This is a genomic window from Ileibacterium valens, from assembly GCF_001945525.1.
In the GTDB taxonomy this organism is placed as follows: domain Bacteria; phylum Bacillota_I; class Bacilli_A; order Erysipelotrichales; family Erysipelotrichaceae; genus Ileibacterium; species Ileibacterium valens.
Genome location: NZ_MPJW01000030.1, coordinates 1 through 14,751 on the forward strand (window position 1 = coordinate 1; position 14,751 = coordinate 14,751).

16 protein-coding genes and 1 other annotated feature are annotated in these 14,751 nt (G+C 41.3%); of the genes, 7 read left to right on the forward strand and 9 right to left on the reverse strand.

All coding sequences use genetic code 11. The features are described 5' to 3' along the window. Positions 1-256 (reverse strand): recombinase family protein (locus BO222_RS14355; RefSeq protein WP_158024527.1); only part of this gene is annotated, 256 nt, incomplete at its 3' end. Between the two features lie 463 nt (positions 257-719). On the opposite strand from BO222_RS14355, the gene BO222_RS00790 reads away from it, so the two are divergent. Together BO222_RS00790 and BO222_RS00795 are read left to right on the forward strand one after the other, a co-directional pair. Further along, the gene (locus BO222_RS00790; protein WP_075817506.1) at positions 720-1,442 is read left to right on the forward strand and encodes a LytR/AlgR family response regulator transcription factor; all 723 of its coding nucleotides are present in this window, start codon (positions 720-722) and stop codon (positions 1,440-1,442) included. Beyond that, positions 1,427-2,716, forward strand: coding sequence for a hypothetical protein (locus BO222_RS00795; protein ID WP_075817508.1), 1,290 nt, complete (start codon positions 1,427-1,429; stop codon positions 2,714-2,716). The genes BO222_RS00790 and BO222_RS00795 overlap by 16 nt, the downstream gene beginning before the upstream one ends. A 134-nt stretch (positions 2,717-2,850) precedes the next feature. On the opposite strand, the gene BO222_RS00800 is transcribed toward BO222_RS00795, so the two are convergent. From BO222_RS00800 to BO222_RS00835, 8 genes are all read right to left on the reverse strand, one after another. Next, a complete protein-coding gene (locus BO222_RS00800) occupies positions 2,851-3,501 on the reverse strand; it encodes an HAD family hydrolase (RefSeq protein ID WP_075817510.1) in 651 nt (216 codons plus the stop codon). A 135-nt stretch (positions 3,502-3,636) separates the two neighbouring features. Further along, positions 3,637-4,446 (reverse strand): histidinol-phosphatase, encoded by an 810-nt coding sequence (locus BO222_RS00805; protein ID WP_075817512.1) that lies wholly within the window; start codon positions 4,444-4,446, stop codon positions 3,637-3,639. Positions 4,447-4,540: 94 nt separating this feature from the next. After that, entirely contained in the window at positions 4,541-5,101 is a 561-nt protein-coding gene (locus BO222_RS00810) for an NUDIX hydrolase (RefSeq protein WP_075817514.1), read from the reverse strand. 140 nt (positions 5,102-5,241) lie between these two features. Beyond that, positions 5,242-5,601 (reverse strand): hypothetical protein, encoded by a 360-nt coding sequence (locus BO222_RS00815; RefSeq protein WP_075817516.1) that lies wholly within the window; start codon positions 5,599-5,601, stop codon positions 5,242-5,244. Between the two features lie 145 nt (positions 5,602-5,746). Continuing rightward, on the reverse strand, positions 5,747-6,826 hold the full coding sequence (leuB, locus tag BO222_RS00820) for a 3-isopropylmalate dehydrogenase (protein ID WP_075817518.1): 1,080 nt from the start codon (positions 6,824-6,826) through the stop codon (positions 5,747-5,749). Beyond that, entirely contained in the window at positions 6,823-7,323 is a 501-nt protein-coding gene (leuD, locus tag BO222_RS00825; RefSeq protein WP_075817520.1) for a 3-isopropylmalate dehydratase small subunit, read from the reverse strand. Before leuD ends, leuB begins: the two co-directional genes overlap by 4 nt. An 18-nt stretch (positions 7,324-7,341) precedes the next feature. Further along, a complete protein-coding gene (gene leuC / locus BO222_RS00830; protein WP_075817522.1) occupies positions 7,342-8,607 on the reverse strand; it encodes a 3-isopropylmalate dehydratase large subunit in 1,266 nt (421 codons plus the stop codon). 136 nt (positions 8,608-8,743) lie between these two features. Continuing rightward, positions 8,744-10,420 (reverse strand): 2-isopropylmalate synthase, encoded by a 1,677-nt coding sequence (locus tag BO222_RS00835; protein ID WP_075817524.1) that lies wholly within the window; start codon positions 10,418-10,420, stop codon positions 8,744-8,746. A gap of 96 nt (positions 10,421-10,516) precedes the next feature. Then, positions 10,517-10,745, reverse strand: a binding site (T-box leader). Between the two features lie 277 nt (positions 10,746-11,022). Here BO222_RS00835 and BO222_RS00840 point away from each other — a divergent pair. The 5 genes from BO222_RS00840 to BO222_RS00860 all read left to right on the forward strand — a co-directional run bounded on the left by BO222_RS00840 (position 11,023) and on the right by BO222_RS00860 (position 14,639). Continuing rightward, positions 11,023-11,646 (forward strand): IMPACT family protein, encoded by a 624-nt coding sequence (locus BO222_RS00840; protein ID WP_075817526.1) that lies wholly within the window; start codon positions 11,023-11,025, stop codon positions 11,644-11,646. A gap of 166 nt (positions 11,647-11,812) precedes the next feature. Beyond that, positions 11,813-12,112: a hypothetical protein gene (locus BO222_RS00845; protein WP_075817528.1), complete on the forward strand. Its 300-nt coding sequence runs from the start codon at positions 11,813-11,815 to the stop codon at positions 12,110-12,112. Positions 12,113-12,169: 57 nt separating this feature from the next. After that, positions 12,170-13,069 (forward strand): GNAT family N-acetyltransferase, encoded by a 900-nt coding sequence (locus BO222_RS00850; protein ID WP_143356879.1) that lies wholly within the window; start codon positions 12,170-12,172, stop codon positions 13,067-13,069. Positions 13,070-13,700: 631 nt separating this feature from the next. Next, entirely contained in the window at positions 13,701-14,033 is a 333-nt protein-coding gene (locus tag BO222_RS00855; protein WP_075817532.1) for a hypothetical protein, read from the forward strand. Between the two features lie 9 nt (positions 14,034-14,042). Further along, positions 14,043-14,639 (forward strand): hypothetical protein, encoded by a 597-nt coding sequence (locus BO222_RS00860; RefSeq protein ID WP_075817534.1) that lies wholly within the window; start codon positions 14,043-14,045, stop codon positions 14,637-14,639. Positions 14,640-14,751 lie beyond the last annotated feature (112 nt).

Consider the following 14,751-nt stretch of genomic DNA (forward strand, 5'->3'; position numbering starts at 1 on the left):
TATGGACTATCACGATCTGCGATACTTTTCTGTCCATGATCTGATTCAATAGGTTGTTTAATTTCTTGCGGTTGTAGTCCATACCGCTTCCATAGTCTTCGATCATTTCAGAAACGATGATTCCACGTCCATTACAGAACTGCCGAAGAAAAGCGGCCTGGTTTTTCAGATCGTCTTTCTGATTTCTTGTCGAGACTCGAGCATAGATGACAGAAGTTTCTTCTGTTTTGGAAGAACGAATAGATCCTCCAGTCAGTTCTAAATATTTTCATTTGTGTAATAGCGAACTTGGCCAAAAGAGCGTAAGAAGTCAGTTTTCCTGCCTTCTCCCATTTCCTGAGGGGTTGGAGAGAAAACCGATCATCGAAGCGAATTCACCAATTTTATATCTCTTTTCCACGACTATATAATAAAAAAATAGAAAAGACACGAAAATCAGTTACTTAACATGTCCCTTTTATTTGTTCGATGACTTCATGATAAACAAGTAGACATCTCCTGTTCAAGATGACTTACCTGAGTGGTCAGTTTAAGACATAACAGGTCAATTTGAAGATTTTTTGATGTGATAGACTATGTTAGAAAATTCACGAATATCTATTCTTTGATGCCTCTGATTGAAAATAGAGCTTTAACGATCCGAAGCGATCGATGAATGTTTATACGCAGGGATTCTGTGGTAAAGATTCGATGATACAGATGATGGAAGGGGGAGTTTTATGATTTCAATATGGGCTATGGATGATAATCCTGAAGATCTGAAGCATTTAAGCCGTGTCCTTGATACGTTTTTGAATAAAAAGAAAATTTATTATGAATTTAAGGCATTTACTGATCCTGACAAACTTACAGAAGCCATTAAATCGGATTGTGCCGATCTGATATTTATGGACATTGAAGTCAAAGAAAAATCCGGTCTGGATTTATCCAGAGAACTTAAGAAGAATAACAGAAATCTGCAGGTTGCCTTGCTTTCAAGCTTTCCATCCTATTCAATAGATGGATATGCCAGCGGCGCAAGCCGGTTTCTGGTGAAGCCCTTAGATGAAAAGCAGCTTGAAAAAGCATTTGATGCTGACTATCTCAAGCAGCTGGATCAGAACACTAGCTTTTATGATCCCCGAATTGCGCAGGTGCCGATCAGCGCAGCCAGGATTCTTTATATTGAATCTCTTGGCCGAAAAACAATCGCCTATCATGAATCAGGCTCTCAAATCGAAAGCCGGCTGACTCTTCGCGAGTGGGCAGCCCTTCTGGAAGAAAAACAATCTGATTTTGTTCAATGTTATAAATCGATTCTGGTCAATGCAGAACATATCAAAGACTACGATGCGCAAAACAGGGATCTGATTCTTTCCAATGAAAGCCGGATTCCCTGTTCAAGACATTTCAGAAAAGATGTCGAAGCGCTCCGAAGAAAGATTTTATGCAGATCACTATAACCCTGATTGAATGCATGCTCTCGGTACTGATGCTGACGATATGTTATCGAACCTGTTTTCGGCTTCGAGAAAACAACCGCTTTCTGGCCTTTCCGTTTTTTGTCTGTGTGTTTTTAATCTGGTTTTGCGTTGTGCTTTTGCCATTCTGGGGTTCTGTGATTTTAGTCCTTTTGATTCTGGGTCTTTATGTTGCCTATGTTTTTAGCGGAGAAGCTGTAAAGATGATCCTGTTTGGTTTATCTGGATCACTTATGTATCTGCTTTTTTATCTGGCATGCCACTGGTATCTGATGAATAATCTCGAAGGCTATATGTCTTCATCATTGATTCATCTTTGTGCCTTGCTTCTGTCCGAATTGTTTCAATATACAGGAATGTTCATCTATAAAATGAATCGCGATGAAAGAAAGGTTCCGATCACCTATTACTTTCCAACCATTCCCCTGCTGCTGACGCTCGTGTTCATCCACTTTTTTGCACCGAATCCGTCCATGCCAAATCCAAAACTGCTGGGAACTATGGTGACTTTCATCCTGCTTACTCTGATCGTTTTTGATTTTGTGTGTCTGAGCATGCAAAGTTATCTGATTGCGCTTCTTCATAACCGCAACGCCTTGCGGCTTGAAAAGATCCGTCAGGAAATCCTGGAAAATCGATACCAGGTGCTCAAGGAACAGTACCAGAACAGTTTCAGCTTTCTGCATTCACTTTTAAGAAATTGTGCAGATCTTTCGATTGATATTGAGCAAGAAAACATCACTGATATTAAAGACAGGGTGAATACGATTGCCGGTCTTTCCTTTTCTGAATTTAATGATGTTTGCATTAGTACCCCGATCCTTAATGAACTTCTTGCCAGGAAGAAAAACGAAATTGAACAGGAAAATATAATAGTTTCTACTGTGTTAAGAAGTGATCATTTTGGCCTTCTGACCTTTGATGAACAAAGAGATTTATTTGATGATCTTCTGACTTTTTCCATCCACTGTATTTCCAGAAGTAATCTTGCTGTAAGAACGCTTGTCATCAAATCGCTCGAAGACAATCGGGATATTATATTGTATTTTCGTTTTGGTGTTCCGGATGATCCTGAAAAAATGAATGCCTTTCAGGAAATTCGAAAGAAGCTGTCGCGAAAATATTCTGCCGGTGTTCAGGTCAGTTATGATACGAAAACTCATATCTGCACACTGATTCTGGTTATGCCTGTTTCTGCGACACGTTTTTCCTGGGATACATCTTCCGAGAAAAGCAGCAGGCACTTTCTGCCCTGACTTTTTTATCCGACCATAAGTCAGGCACTCAGAGAGCTTTTGAACCGCTATTATACAAGCATTAAAAAAGCAGAAAGCGGAGATTCCTTTTATATAAAGTCATATCTCCGCTTTTATTTCTTTATCCAGTTAGCTTAGAAGAGTTCTTCGCAGACTTCATCAAGACTGCTGACGATTTTTTCAGGATAAGTACTGAATGGTTCTTCTGGATATTTCAGGTCGACAACACAGATCACTGGAATATTTGCATTTTTTGATGCCATAATCCCTGATTCAGAATCTTCAAGAACCAGGCAATCCTCAGGATTCTGACCTGCTTTTTTAGCAGCGCTCAGAAATATTTCAGGATCTGGTTTTCCGTGGACGATATCATCTCCACAAACCATATCCTCAAAATAGTCTTCCATACCGGTTCGTTTCAGAATATCAATGACCCTATGTCGATTGCTTGATGTGGCAATAACCGCTGAGATCTGCTCTTCTTTTAATTTTTGAAGCAACTGGATCAATCCTGGTTTTACTGGAACTCCATTTTCATCGTATTCCTGATTATTACACACATGAACACGCTTATAGATTTCATCAATTGGAAAATCCTGCCCATATTGATCTCTGAAAATCTGAAAAATATTTTGCTTGGTCTTTCCAAGCAGTTTTATGTAAAACTCCAGATCGAAGTTTCTTCCTTCCTCTTTAAGAACTTTTACGTAACTCTCAAAGGTCACTCGTTCTGAATCAATCATTAATCCATCCATATCGAATATGATCGCTTTTGGTTTATTCATACCTTACCTGCTTTCTATGTCCAACCACCTTCAAAATTATTGTAAACAGGTTTACTGACTCTGAGAACAGACTTTTTGCTCAATCTGTAAATGCAGACTTGTAAATTGATTTCGGATGAAATATCCGCAGTTAGCTTATCCAGCGCGTTTTGCCTTAATCGCCTGAAAGTCAATCAAGGGCAGATCATCGATAATTTCTATGCCCAGTTCCTGCAGATTACTCTGGCATTTTTCATACAGATCCCTGTGCAGATTGGCCGGGGAATGAGCATCCAGGCCAATAATCGCTTTGTTATTCATTCGAGAAGCCAGTTGCCAAAATTTATGGTGAGGATATCCTTCGTGATTCATCTCGAAATTTCTTAATAATCCGTTTCCATTATATTCAAGTGGAATATTCAGCCTTTTTGCAGCAAGACATAGTCTTTCAAATTCCTTTTCGACTTCTTCGTCCCATTCAAATCTTCCGGAAAACATCGGCAGATCCGGATGACAAAGATAAGAAAAGATTCCCAGCTCCATTCCTTCAATGCAGCGATCAACATAGGCTGAAAGCTGAGTCTTCGAAATCTCTCCACTCCAGATGGAATTCAAGTCATCATCTCCCAGAAAATGATTGCCGAAGATCAGATAGTCCAGATCCTGTTCAACCGCAAAGTCAAGCAGCCAGTCCATATGATCAGGGAAATATTCTGCTTCGATTCCGATCAGCAATTCAATCTGACCTTCAAACCTTTTCTGAAGTTCTTCAATGCTTCGTTTGTATCCTGAAAAATCCTTAAGTTCCATCCTAACCTGCTGAAAAGGAGCGTAGCGATAATTCCAGCAGGTATGATCGGAAAAGCCAAGCTTCTTAAAACCTTCATCAATAGCCATACAAACGTAATCTTCATCAGTGCCTGCAGCATGGCGGCATCGCCAGGTATGAGTATGGTAATTATTCATCGTATTTCTCTAATGACTTATTTCCTTTCTGTTTTTATTTCTGTTTTGGTTCTTCATCTTTTACTTTTAATTCAGTCATGATTTTGATCATGCATCAGACAGACTCAGAATTTTCGAATTCACAGCTTTGTGAATTCAGCTGATATATGGAATGATCTTTGTTCAGAGCAAAAATCAGATCTATTAATGAAAACTGATAAGGTATAAACGTTGAGCTTTGAATCATTTCCATGATTTCTTCTTTTGAAGCCCAGCAAAGCGAATCCACTTCACTCTTCTGAGCAGCCAGCGATTCTGGTCTACCGGCTAGAGTGACCAGGAAAAAATCATCAAATCCCTCTGAAAAGCTCAACGAGAAGTCCGGCTGCCCTTTGATCAGATCATTTAGATCCGCACCAATTTCCTCCTGACATTCACGAATGGCTGCCTGCCTTGCATTTTCCCCGGCCTTGACTCCTCCAGCCACGCTGACATCCCACATACCCGGCCAGAGCTTCTTTGATTGACTTCGCTTTTGAATCAGCATTTTACCGTTTGGATCAAAAACGCATACGTGAATAACGAGACGATAACTTCCTTTGGGAACCTTTTGACTTCTTTGGATAATTTTTCCGCTTTTTTGTCGGGACTCACTATATAGGTCCAGAAATTCCATATATTTTCCTCCCTCGTATTGTATCTTCTTCCAGAATACAACTGAAAAGGCAGCAGGAATAAGCTTTTTTTGCTTCCTGCTGCCTTATCGGTCAGATTTGAAATTCTAATCAGATTTTTAGTCTGAACCCGAATGCCAAACTATGCGTTATAAATTTTCAGCTCTTCATCAAAACCCGGTTCAAATCCCGTGCTCTCCTTATACTTTGCATGAAGGTCAGTGAGTACATCATCAATTACAAATGGAGCAAAATCGCTTAGCCAAAGCCGATCATAGTCCATTCTGATCAGATCCTGCATGCTTAGTCTCTGTGCAGTCTGGTGCAGACGAGTTCTTGGAAATGGAAGAGCCTCCTGAAGCATGATCCAGGTCAGTTTTCCACCGGCACTCTGTAAAATATCGAGGATGCAGAGTTCGATCAGGTCTACATGATTTTCGTGAGCGTACTGTTCATAAAATCTTCTCTGCGCATTGCTAAGTCCAAATGTTCGTTTAATCATAGGAAAATTATACAGTCTTAGCACCGGAACACCAACATTACAATCAAATTAAACGATTCCAATGGAATTCAGGTGTTGCAATGTCAAATATAAATCGGTTATGAGCCAATTACAATTTAAGGAGAAATCAATCCCATTTCAGCAATCAGAGCGCTTCAAGATTGGCCAGGATCGCATCCGTCATCTCCTTGGTTCCTACCAGACTCATGCCTGTTGACATCATGTCAGCCGTTCTTAGATTCTGATCCAATGTTTTATCAACTGCTTTTTCAATGGCTTCAGCTTCTTTTTCCATATCAAAAGAATAACGAAGCATCATGGCAGCCGATAGGATGCAGGCAATCGGATTGACCACGTTTTGTCCGGCAATATCCGGTGCTGATCCATGAATCGGTTCATACAGTCCCCTTGTACCATCTCCTAAGGACGAAGATGGAATCATCCCAATCGAACCAGTAATCTCACTGGCTTCATCTGAGAGAATATCTCCAAACATATTTTCTGTAACAATGACGTCAAACTGAGATGGATTTTTGCAGATTTGCATGGCTGCATTGTCGACAAACATGACAGAAGTTTCTACATCCGAATATTCGGGTTTCATTTCTTCAAACACAGCCCGGTACAGTCTTGAAGTATCGAGTACATTGGCCTTATCCACCAGACAGAGTTTCCCTTTTCTTTTCCGCGCTGTTTCAAAGCCGATGCGCAAAATCCGACGAATTTCATTTTCATCATAAGGCATGATATCGACTGCCTGACGAATGCCATTTTCAGTGTTCGTGCTGTGATCTCCAAAATACACACCGCCTGTTAATTCACGGATAATGATAAAATCGATTCCCTGGTCGACAATCTCTTTTTTCAGAGGTGAAGCTTCCGAAAGCTGCGGCCAGATCTTGGCGGGTCTGGCATTTGAATAGAGTTTCATTCCCTTACGCAATTTAAGCAGACCTTTTTCTGGACGCTGCTCTCCCGGTAAGCCTTCCCACTTTGGGCCGCCAATAGCACCAAGTAATACTGAATCACAGGCCAGAGCCTTATCCAGTTCACTTTGCGGAAGCGGTTCACCATAAGTGTCAATGGCATCCCCGCCCATCGCAATAGGAATATATTCAAACTCAACACCACTCTGCTTTGAAATCTGGTTTAAAACTCTCAAAGTCTGTTCAACAATTTCACGGCTTGAGCAGTCTCCGCGAATCACTCCAACCTTTTTTTTCATCTGACTTCTCCTTTGCTTGCAAGATAATTCATCCAGCCGCCTTCTTGGATAATATTCTGGATGAACTCCGGAAAAGCCTGTGCCTGGTATGTTTTGTTTTTCGTTAAGTTCTCAATTCGTCCGGTATCAAAATCTACTACCACTTCATCGCCGGCTTCGATATCTTCAGCCGCTTCTTCACATTCAAGAATTGGCATTCCGATGTTGATCGCATTCCGATAAAAGATCCGGGCAAAGCTTTTTGCAATAATGCAGCTGATATCGCAGGTTTTAATGGCAAGGGGAGCGTGTTCACGGCTGGATCCACAGCCAAAATTCCATCCGCCGACCATGACATCTCCTGGTTTTACGTTCTTAACAAATTCAGTATCAATGTCCTCCATGCAGTGAGCTGCCAGCTCTCTGGCATCTGGAGTATTCAGATAGCGAGCAGGGATGATGACATCCGTATCCACGTTATCTGGATATTTAAAGACAGTTCCTCGTGCTTTTTCCATGTTCTAATCTTCCCTTCTTCACTCCATCACAGTTCTTGGATCTGTAATATAACCATTTAATGCACTTGCAGCCGCTGTATATGGACTGGCCAGATAAACTTCAGAGCTGACATGACCCATACGGCCAACAAAGTTTCGATTGGTTGTGGAAATACAGCGTTCATTATCTGCCAGAATGCCCATATATCCTCCCAGGCATGGACCGCATGTTGGTGTCGATACGACAGCTCCAGCTTCGATAAAACTCATCAGATATCCATTTTCAATGCATTGCTTATAGATTTCCATCGTTGCAGGAATGATGATGCACCGAACTCCATCCTTCACTTTTTTACCATGAAGAATTTCATACGCTGCATCCATATCTTCCATTCGGCCATTTGTACAGCTTCCAATGACAACCTGATCGATCTCAATATGACCTGATTCTGCGGCAGGATGTGTATTTTCCGGAAGATGCGGATAAGAAACGATCGGTTCTAATGAAGAAAGATCCAGATCGATAGTTCTTGCATATTCTGCATCTTCATCTGCACTAAAGATCTTCGGTTCTCTTTGCGATCTTCCTTTCATATATTCAAGAGTGATTTCATCGACTGGGAAGATTCCATTTTTGGCTCCGGCTTCAATGGCCATATTGCAGATACAAAGACGATCATCCATCGATAGGGAGCAAACTCCAGGTCCCATAAATTCAAGAGACTGATAAAGAGCTCCATCCACTCCGATCATTCCGATCAAAGATAAAATGACATCTTTTCCGGAAACTCCCTGATTCAATTTACCCGTCAGATTGACCTTGATGGCTTCTGGAACTTTAAACCAGGCCTGACCGGTAGCCATACCGGCAGCCATATCCGTGGAACCAACTCCAGTTGAAAAAGCTCCCAGTGCCCCATAAGTGCAGGTGTGTGAATCGGCACCGATGATGCAGTCTCCAGCAGTTACCAATCCCTGTTCAGGAAGCAGAGCGTGCTCAATCCCCATCTTTCCAACATCAAAGAAGTTGCTTACAGAATGATGAGAACAGAATTCACGGCAGGTTTTCGATTGCTGAGCGGCTTTAATGTCCTTGTTGGGAACGAAGTGATCTAAAACCACAAAGACCCGATCCTTATCAAAAACAGAATCAAATCCGGCTTTTTCAAATTCTTTAATAGCGACTGGAGTTGTAATATCGTTTCCTAAAACTCCGTCAAGTTTAGCCATGATCAGCTGTCCAGCAGCGACTTCATCCAGTCCGGCATGATCAGCAAGAATTTTTTGTGTCATCGTCATTGGCATAATCAGATTTCCTTTCAAAACGGATTAACGTTTTTCGTCTATTCTTATAACGGTATGTATTAAATAACAACCAATATATGGTCAGCTCATGCTGAGTCAAAACCCAACTTTGGCTTTGACTCAGCACTCTGGTTTCTTAAATTCTGACATCCTTATCAAAACGGTTATTAATTGCGGATACCAGAGCAAGAATTGCACATTGGGTAATATCTTCATGTCTTCCAGCTCCCCAGGTTCGTTTACCGTCCGGCCAGACCAGAGAAACATATCCGATGGCTCTTGAGCTTGAAGTTCCATCGAGTGAATGTTCAGCATAACTTTCCAGGGTATACTGCAGATCAAGTCCTTTTTTAATTGCGTTGTTGACGGCGTTAATTCGTCCATTTCCTTCGGCAAAGAGTTCCATCTCTTCACCATTGATAAACGCATCAACGACCGCCCTGATTCGCCGTCCCTGAACAAAATGCGCTTCCTTGACTTCAATGACAGGTTTTGTCTTATTGACATATACCCGATCAAAGATTTCCATGATTTCGTCCGGTTTCAGTTCGGCATGATGGCGATCCGATACGTCCTTGACGGTATATCCCAGATTTTCTCTCATTCTTGCAGGCAGGTTATAGCCAAAACGTTTTTCCATGATATAGCCAATACCGCCTTTACCGCTTTGAGAATTGACACGGATGACATCCGAATCGTAGGTTCTGCTGATGTCAGTTGGATCTAATGGAATATAAGGAACAGTCCAGTCTTCTGAATTTCTTTCTTCTCTGAATTTCATGCCTTTGGCAATCGCATCCTGATGACTTCCAGAAAAAGCGGCAAAGACTAAGGATCCTGCATATGGATGACGGTCATGAACATGCATTCTTGTCAGTCTTTCATAAACCGCGACGATTTCAGGCATATTGGAAAAATCCAGTTTGGGATCAACCCCATGAGTATACATATTCATCGCTAAGGTAATCGCATCGACGTTTCCTGTTCTTTCCCCATTTCCGAACAGACAGCATTCGACACGCTGAGCTCCAGCCAGCACGGCCAGTTCAGTATCTGCCACTCCAGTTCCTCTATCATTGTGCGGATGAGTACTTAAAATCACCGCATCCCGGTATTTCAGACGATCCGAGCAGTATTCAATCTGGTTTGCATAAATATGCGGCAGGGACATTTCGACAGTCACAGGCAGATTGATGATCATCGGCCGCTCAACGGTAGGCTGCATGACATCTAAAACCGCATTGCATACTTCAATGGCATAATCCGGTTCAGTTCCCGTAAAGGATTCAGGTGAATATTCAAACAGGAAGTTTCCTTCATATTCTTCAGAGAGCTGTTTTACAAGTTTAGCTCCTTCAATGGCAATCTGTTTGATCTCTTCACGGCTCTTTTTAAAGACCTGTTCGCGCTGAGCTGTTGAAGTTGAGTTATAGAAATGAATGACTGCCTTTGGCGCGCCCTGAACAGCTTCAAAGGTGCGCCGAATGATGTGATCCCGGCATTGGGTCAGTACCTGAATCGTCACATCTTCAGGGATCATGTTCTGATCAATCAGTGTTCTTAAAAATTCATACTCAGTTTCTGAGGCAGCAGGAAATCCCACTTCGATTTCCTTAAAACCGATGGCCACGAGCATCTGGAAAAATTCAATCTTTTCTTCAAGAGACATGGGAACAATCAAGGCCTGATTGCCATCTCTTAAATCGACAGAACACCAGGCAGGTGCCTGTTCAATATGGTCTTTTTTAACCCAGCGGTATTCATTTTTTTTTGGTGGATAGTAACCAGGATGATACTTTTGAAATTTCATCATAATCTAAGACTCCTTCTCATCATCTGTGTTCTTTCAGAAGTGCTCAGGACAAAAGCGCCGCGAAGATTAAAAAAAAAGCCCCTCTGGTCATCTGACCAAAGAGACGGAATTTTCCGCGGTACCACTCTTCTTGCCGCATTCATCTGCAGCCGCTTCGCACGATCTGACAATCGCTGTTTCTGTAACGGGAAATCCCGGAAAGAACTACTGTATTCACTCTTTCAGCTCGAAGGGGAGTTTCGATACGTATTCCGGACAGCCTTGCATCATCCGGCTGCTTTCTGAACCTGGAAAACGAATCTTTTTTCCTTGTCTGCGCTTTTTAAATGTATGACTATTTTAAAATCGGATAAAAACCTTGTCAATTGATTTATGAAAACAAATGAAAGAACTCCCAAAAAAAAGTAAGCGTCTTTTCAATCATCCAGCTTTATATCTGCATTCGATAAAACAATCAGATCTTATCCTTAATCTATTGATCTTTCTTTATGACCAGATGCTCTTTCAATCTTACTCTTTTCAATATGAAGGCTAAAAGACCTTTCTTTGTTTTTGATTGTTCAAAAAACTTGTACAATAATTCAAAACAAGGAGGACTAAAAATGGTTCTTTCTGATGAAAGCATCAGTGAACAGGAAATAAAGAAAAGCCGCTTTATCACCTATCTTTCAAGGGTTCAAACGGTACAGGAAGCTCATGATTTCTTTTTGAAAATTCGAAAACTGCATCCGAACTGCACTCATGTCTGCACAGCTTTCAAAGCCGGAAATCTAAGCGGAAGCAATGACGATGGCGAACCCTCAGGTACGGCCGGCAAGCCCATGCTGAATGTCCTGTTAAATTGTGAGGCTGATCAGATTGCCGCTGCAGTCGTGCGCTATTTTGGAGGGGCTCTGCTAGGAAAGGGCGGTCTGGTTCGTGCTTACTCATCGAGCGTTTCTCAGGCGCTCGAAGAAGCAAAAAACGAAGGTCTGTTTGTTGAACTGGTCGATATGAACTGTTATCAGATCCGGTTTGATTACTCCCTGACTGGCAAGGTCGATCATTTTCTATCCAGTCATGAAGCAATGATTCTCAACCGGGATTATGGTGAAAAAGCAACCCTGGATATTGCCTGCAGCTTTAATCCGACAAGCTCCTTAATGGCTCTGGGCTCAGGTCAGATTGAAATTTATAACACTGGAACGATGCAGGTCAAGTCTGCCTGCGCAAATGGAAGCGAGTAAAATGATCATGAATTTATGACATTTTTCCGACTTAAGAAACAACAGTATCAATTCACATATTTAAAATTTTTTTTATCGTCAAGTATCCTGTAGGTTTTAGATCATTAAGCAATAATGATGATTCTAAGGTTTCATTTATAGAGAAGAAACCAGGGAGGGATCCTATATGATGTATTATCTGTTAATGTTTGCGGTATTTTTGCTAGTCATGCAGTTTGCATTTGCATTGTTACCGCTCGTGCTGCCAGTTATATTGATTTTCTGGCTGTTCTCCATCTTTAAAAAACCAAATGTTCGTGTCTATACACATACTTATACTTTCGATTCACAGTCGAAGAACAGCCCATTTCAGGGACCTTCAGGCGCTCATTTCAATGAGCTGCCCAGAAGAAAACCTCTTGAAGACAGCATTGATGCTGAATATACTGAAGTTCCTGAATACGATATCAACAAAAACGAAGACTAAAAAAGATGACCTGAATCATGCACAATGCCTCGTTCAGGTCAGGCAAAGGTGATTCAAGTGATTTTATCTGAATGTATTTCAAAAGAACAGGAAGTTTATCAGTTCCTTCAGTCGTGTGTAAACCCGCTGACTCCATCTCAGGCTCAAGCCTTTATGGATTACTCATTCAATCCGGAAAGCATGTTCTGCTATGTGCTCAACAATGAATTTCAGGCGCTTTTACAGACCTATCGAAGAACACTGATCTTTTCAGGAAGAAAGACTTCTGTGTATATTATTGCCCGTGGTTTTTATAAAAAAGGCTGTAAGTCAAAGCTGGATGAATTGATTGAGGCGGCCATCGCTACCGCCAGCAAATCTTCACTGTTTATTCTGGCTGATACCAGAGAGCCATCCCTTTATCGACGGCTTGGTTTTGGTAAGGTCAGCACCCAGGTTGAAAGCGAAATGATCGAAGTTTACTCTCTGCAAACTGATTCTCAAAAAGTCCGCCTCTGGGATCGTGAGGAAGATCTATATCCTCTTTATCTTCAGTTCATGTCATTCTTTGATGGAAGTATCCGTCTTTCTGAACAGGAATTTATGGATTGTCTTGAAGCCCGCAGCGATTTCGGTGATAAGATTTATATTTGCGGAGAACCTGGAAACGTGAAAGCTATGGCGATTGCCTCTCCTCATCCAGAAGGCATTCTGCTTTCAACACTGATCTATTCAGATCCAGGTGGGCTGCTCGAACTGCTTCGTTATTTTGATTCTTTATACGATGTAGTCAGGCTTCGCTATTCCAAAGCAGAGAATCTGGATGCTCTGGCTGATCTGGAAGTTTTTCCGCAGAGCTCACTCATGATGAAGATTTGTGATCTGGCCGCTCTCAACCGATGGCAGAATACCAATGCGGAAACCTTCGAAGATGTTTTTAAACAGCTTCAGGCTCCGCAATGGAATTACCTTTACTAAACGCCATCCTGCTTTAAGGCTAAATTTAAAATTCAACGTCACTATTTTACGTCTGCAGATGCTGCTCTGCAGGCGCTTTTTATTTGCCTTTAAAAACGGTGAAAAAGGCAAACTGATTTATCTGGGTGCAGGTGACACCGGCAATTATCAATTTTACGTACATATAAGATTTAGTGGTTAGCCGGAAATAAATATCATCCCTGTTCTGACTGGTTCATTTACTCTGTCTGCTGGAATCAAAACATATCCAAGTTTAAATCATTTTCTAATGAAAAAGCAGTTGTTCGATCAGACCAGGAAGCTGTTTTTACGTCAATCGGACTTCTGAAAATACGTTTTTTTTAATCTTTAATCCACAGTTCATTTTGAAAAAAAATTTTTTGATTATAGGCTGTAATACTTTACTGAAGCGACAGTCTCACAATGAATTTTTAAGTGCTTTTGCGCTCGGGAAAAATCTCATACTGAATTGAATCCAGTCGATTGGATATCTTTAGCTGATTGTGAAAAGAGAATTTATAACAGGATGATAAATTTAATTTTTACAATTGCGTAACCGTGATTTGTCACTTTCTTTTGTTATGGTTTCTCTATCCATTTTTGTCCGATAAAATGAGAGGAGAAAAACAGTTTGAAATATTCAAGTAAAGTCAATCCAGATCAGGCAGCTAAAAATTTTCTTTTGCAGGATTCCGTTTATGCAAAGATTGTCAGAGTAAAGTGCTTCAATGACAAAAAAGATGTGATGATCGAACGAGTGACTGAAATGGATCCCAATGCTCCACAGCTTCGAATCGATAAAGAGGATGAGCTCGTTTGGCGTGAAACCCGCAGAGATCTGATCAAAAAGGTGGTCATCAAAGAAAAGGATGGCTGCTCGTCAATGATCGTTGGCTTAGAACCGCAGACTTATAATTCGCCAGATATGGTATTTCGGGTGGCCGGTTATGACTTTGCCATTTAGCAGAGGCTGGTGCGAAATTTAGAATATAAAAACCGAGACCAGCCAGAACAGACCAGTATGGTTCTAAACGGAAAAAAGCTTCCTTTGGTGACAACGATCGTAATCTGGTTATCAGCCGAACCCTGGCCAGGCACTAAGAATCTGATCGAAATGCTGGAGGTCCCTGAAGAGTACGTAATGAAACTGCCATATTATCCGCTGCATCTGATTGAACCTTTTGCATTGACCAATGAGGAACTGATGAAATATGGACCGGAAGTGGGTACAGTTCTAGTATTTATTAAAAATTCGAAAAATCAGTATCAACTAAATGATGTGCTCAAGAAATATGAAGCCGAATTTTCGAATGCCAGCCCTCTGGCGTATGATTGGATTTACGCAGTAACAAAAATCGAATTTGACAGAAAAATAAAGATCAGGAATGGAGTGATCAATATGTGTGAAGCAATTATTCAAATGCAAAATTCCAGCAGAAACGAAGGATTCAAAATCGGAAAAAATGAAGGCATCCGGATTGGCGAAATGAGAGGTAAAACGAAAGGTATTGAAATCGGTCGAAATCAGGAACTCGGAAAAATGGCTGTAAAATTGGGATCTGTCAACTAAACTGTGTAAGTAGTTTTACAGCCGTTAGTTTACTGGACCAGTTCACTGCCTGATTCAAACACTACATGCCTGGTCTGTTCTGTCCAGGGTCCACAGGACCCCGAAGGGGCTT

Coding starts and splice junctions, on each gene's coding strand:
- BO222_RS00790 (WP_075817506.1), top strand. CDS start 720: ATGATTTCAATATGGGCTATGGATGATAATCCTGAAGATCTGAAGCAT.
- BO222_RS00795 (WP_075817508.1), top strand. CDS start 1,427: ATGCAGATCACTATAACCCTGATTGAATGCATGCTCTCGGTACTGATG.
- BO222_RS00800 (WP_075817510.1), bottom strand. CDS start 3,501: ATGAATAAACCAAAAGCGATCATATTCGATATGGATGGATTAATGATT.
- BO222_RS00805 (WP_075817512.1), bottom strand. CDS start 4,446: ATGAATAATTACCATACTCATACCTGGCGATGCCGCCATGCTGCAGGC.
- BO222_RS00810 (WP_075817514.1), bottom strand. CDS start 5,101: ATGGAATTTCTGGACCTATATAGTGAGTCCCGACAAAAAAGCGGAAAA.
- BO222_RS00815 (WP_075817516.1), bottom strand. CDS start 5,601: ATGATTAAACGAACATTTGGACTTAGCAATGCGCAGAGAAGATTTTAT.
- leuB (WP_075817518.1), bottom strand. CDS start 6,826: ATGAAAAAAAAGGTTGGAGTGATTCGCGGAGACTGCTCAAGCCGTGAA.
- leuD (WP_075817520.1), bottom strand. CDS start 7,323: ATGGAAAAAGCACGAGGAACTGTCTTTAAATATCCAGATAACGTGGAT.
- leuC (WP_075817522.1), bottom strand. CDS start 8,607: ATGCCAATGACGATGACACAAAAAATTCTTGCTGATCATGCCGGACTG.
- BO222_RS00835 (WP_075817524.1), bottom strand. CDS start 10,420: ATGATGAAATTTCAAAAGTATCATCCTGGTTACTATCCACCAAAAAAA.
- BO222_RS00840 (WP_075817526.1), top strand. CDS start 11,023: ATGGTTCTTTCTGATGAAAGCATCAGTGAACAGGAAATAAAGAAAAGC.
- BO222_RS00845 (WP_075817528.1), top strand. CDS start 11,813: ATGATGTATTATCTGTTAATGTTTGCGGTATTTTTGCTAGTCATGCAG.